The following is a 3069-nucleotide window of genomic DNA, read 5'->3' on the forward strand; positions in this document are numbered from 1 at the left end:
AAGCAGAAAGATAAAGATCTTTTTAATGGATTTATTTGGGATAAGACCTAAATTTCGCATAAGAGATTTTATGTTAAATAAGATGGAACTTAGACAAAATTTTATTAATAGTTATGCATTCTGCACAGTTAGTTTTAGACCTAAAGCATTTACTACACGATTAATCGTATCAAAACGAGGTGCTGAATCTTGACGGAGTGCTTTGTAAAGTGCTTCACGTCCAATTCCTGCTTCTTTAGCGATTTGAGTCATACCACGAGCTTTAGCAATTACACCAAGTGCATGAGCTAGTTCAGCAGGGTCATTCTCTTCAAGAACCATATTAAGATACATTACAATATCTTCTTCACTCTTAAGTGCTTCTGCCATGTCAAAGCTAGGTAGATCAGCTATTTTAACCATTTTTCAATCCTCTAAAGATTTTGATAAATCAACAGCTCGTTCTATATCCTTTTGCTGTGTAGATTTATCACCACCTCCAAGCATCACAATGATTACATCACCATGTTTGATGTAATACATGCGCCAACCTGGTCCGAAGAACTCTCGCATTTCCCAAACACCTTCTTGAAGATGCTTTACATCGCCCCAATTACCACGCTGAACCTTATCTAATCTTCGATTCAGTTTAAGACGGGTCATACTGTCTTTAATGCTATCTAGCCATTCATCAAATTCAGGGAGACGTTTAATCTCGGTCATGAAAGTTCCTCTTTATTGTATTCGATCGAATACACAACATTATAATGAATATATTTTATGAGTAAATGAAATAATAAGAATATATTTTATCAATTGATTATTTAATAACCTATGTTCTTGGCAAAAGGTATCAAACCTGCTCATAAAAAAGCCGACTTGTTTCTAAGTCGGCTTTTTACTGTTTTTGAAGTCAGTCAAAATTTTATAACTATATGAAAAACAATAATATTTTAAATTGCGTTTCGTATAAGCTCTATTATGTTAAATAATTAAGGATAAAAGCTTTATTACTAAATAGAACAGTTGCTTAAAGCAGTATAGAGTTAAGTTTGCATTTTAATATCAAGTTGTCTTTCAGCACCGATAATCACCATACGAATCCCATTTTCAAAAATGTCATCCGCATTCATATTTTGTAAGGTATTCACTCCTTGGAGCATGAGTGGATATATAGTTGGATCGGCTTCGAATGGTGGGTCTGATCTTATTTCTTCTTGCTGCTCCTCAAGGACCCACCCAACAATAAACCTTCCTAATGTCATAAGTAATGCAACTGCTTCAACAGGAGAAAACCCAGCATGAGATAACAGCGCAACTTGGGCCTCAATCGTGTTGAAATGTCCTTGACTGGGGCTAGTTCTTGCATGTAGACGAGCACCATCACGGTAAGCTAGTAGTGCTCGACGAAAGCTTACAGAATTAGCGAGCAACCAATCTTGCCATGTCATCCCATCGATGGGTAAAGAAACTAAATGGTGTTCATTTATAATGGTTTCCGCCATTGCTTCCATTAACAAGGATTTATTCTTGAAATGCCAATATAGAGTTGGAGATTTAATACCCAATCGTTGAGCTAGCTTGCGTGTGGTTATTGAATCTATGCCTTCTTCATTCAACATATCCAATGCGGTACGCAGGACTATTTCACGTGTCAGACGTTGAGGTGCAATATCTTTTTTACTCATAAATCTATCACTGATAGGGAGTGTGTGAGAGAATATTAATTCTATCATTGCTAGAGAAGGCATTTGTGAAGAAATCATTGAGCGTGATTTTAATCACTATATTTCTGGATGCTGTTGGGATTGGTTTAATTATGCCGATCTTGCCTGAATTATTACGGTCATTGGCTGGAGCTGAAGCAGGCGGTGTTCACTATGGTGCTTTATTAGCTGTGTATGCTCTGATGCAGTTCATTTTTGCACCTATCCTTGGAGCGTTGAGTGACCGATTTGGACGTCGACCTGTATTAATTATTTCAATTGCTGGTGCAACGGCTGATTATCTCCTAATGGCTGCTGCTCCTTCTCTATTGTGGCTATATATTGGTCGTATTTTTGCGGGAATTACAGGTGCCAACATGGCTGTTGCAACAGCTTATGTTTCAGATATTACTCCAGCCCATGAGCGTGCAAAAAGGTTTGGTCTCCTTGGAGCTGTCTTTGGTATTGGGTTTATAGCGGGTCCGGTAATAGGTGGAGTTTTGGGTGAATGGAACTTACATGCACCGTTCTTTGCTGCTGCTTTTATGAATGGGATTAATTTAATAATGACAGCAGTCTTATTAAAAGAATCAAAACACAGCAATAAAATGACTGAGAAGGTTCAGGAGCAATCAATATTAAAGAAATTATCCTATTTGATCACTCAACCTAATATGGCTCCATTGCTTGGTATCTTTTTAATTATCACATTGGTTTCACAAGTCCCCGCAACTTTATGGGTTATCTATGGGCAGGATCGTTATGGCTGGAGTATATTTATTGCAGGTGTTTCCCTTGCTAGTTATGGAATATGCCATTCTATTGCACAGGCTTTTGCTATCGCCCCTATGGTAAAGAGGTTTGGAGAGAAAAATACGTTGTTATGTGGAATAGCTTGCGATGCAATTGGTTTACTTCTTTTATCTATTGCTGTTGAAGAATGGGTGCCTTTTGCGTTGTTACCATTGTTTGCCCTTGGTGGAGTAGCCGTTCCTGCTTTGCAAGCAATGATGTCCAGAGGTATTAGTGATGAAAGACAAGGTGAATTACAAGGGCTATTAAGCAGTTTTAATAGTCTGGGGGCTATAATTGGTCCTGTATTAGTTACTAGCCTCTATTTTATGACTCAGGCATCAGCTCCTGGAATGGTATGGGCATTAGCTGCAATACTTTATGTAATCACCCTACCCTTATTGCTTAAGTATCGCCTGAATAAATATTCTGGAGTTCCATAAAATATTTAATTTATTGGTTTAAAAACTAATGGATTCTATAGTTTATCTAAAATTAACATAATACACGTTATACGAATTCCCAAGGCATGGCTTTTAGTCATGCTTTTTTTATCAAAAGACTATACCTGAATGATAGCGAGCCAAATCGC

General features: G+C 37.5%; 4 protein-coding genes. 1 reads left to right on the top strand and 3 read right to left on the bottom strand.

Annotated elements, in window-relative coordinates:
- Positions 1 to 111: 111 nt before the first annotated feature.
- From FTV37_RS16830 to FTV37_RS16840, 3 genes are all read right to left on the bottom strand, one after another.
- Positions 112 to 402 (bottom strand): addiction module antidote protein, encoded by a 291-nt coding sequence (locus FTV37_RS16830; RefSeq protein ID WP_004787581.1) that lies wholly within the window; start codon positions 400 to 402, stop codon positions 112 to 114.
- A gap of 3 nt (positions 403 to 405) precedes the next feature.
- Entirely contained in the window at positions 406 to 702 is a 297-nt protein-coding gene (locus tag FTV37_RS16835) for a type II toxin-antitoxin system RelE/ParE family toxin (RefSeq protein ID WP_004787583.1), read from the bottom strand.
- Positions 703 to 1025: 323 nt separating this feature from the next.
- Complete coding sequence (locus FTV37_RS16840) at positions 1026 to 1667, bottom strand: TetR/AcrR family transcriptional regulator C-terminal domain-containing protein (RefSeq protein WP_004787586.1); 642 nt, start codon at positions 1665 to 1667, stop codon at positions 1026 to 1028.
- Between the two features lie 65 nt (positions 1668 to 1732).
- On the opposite strand from FTV37_RS16840, the gene tet(39) reads away from it, so the two are divergent.
- On the top strand, positions 1733 to 2920 hold the full coding sequence (tet(39), locus tag FTV37_RS16845) for a tetracycline efflux MFS transporter Tet(39) (protein WP_004856455.1): 1188 nt from the start codon (positions 1733 to 1735) through the stop codon (positions 2918 to 2920).
- The last annotated feature ends 149 nt before the right edge of the window (positions 2921 to 3069 follow it).

Source organism: Acinetobacter sp. YH16042 (assembly GCF_013417245.1).
In the GTDB taxonomy this organism is placed as follows: Bacteria; Pseudomonadota; Gammaproteobacteria; order Pseudomonadales; family Moraxellaceae; genus Acinetobacter; species Acinetobacter amyesii.

What these genes read in the sequence shown, in the direction of transcription:
- FTV37_RS16835 (WP_004787583.1), bottom strand. Translation starts at nt 702, where the DNA reads ATGACCGAGATTAAACGTCTCCCTGAATTTGATGAATGGCTAGATAGC.
- FTV37_RS16830 (WP_004787581.1), bottom strand. Translation starts at nt 402, where the DNA reads ATGGTTAAAATAGCTGATCTACCTAGCTTTGACATGGCAGAAGCACTT.
- FTV37_RS16840 (WP_004787586.1), bottom strand. Translation starts at nt 1,667, where the DNA reads ATGAGTAAAAAAGATATTGCACCTCAACGTCTGACACGTGAAATAGTC.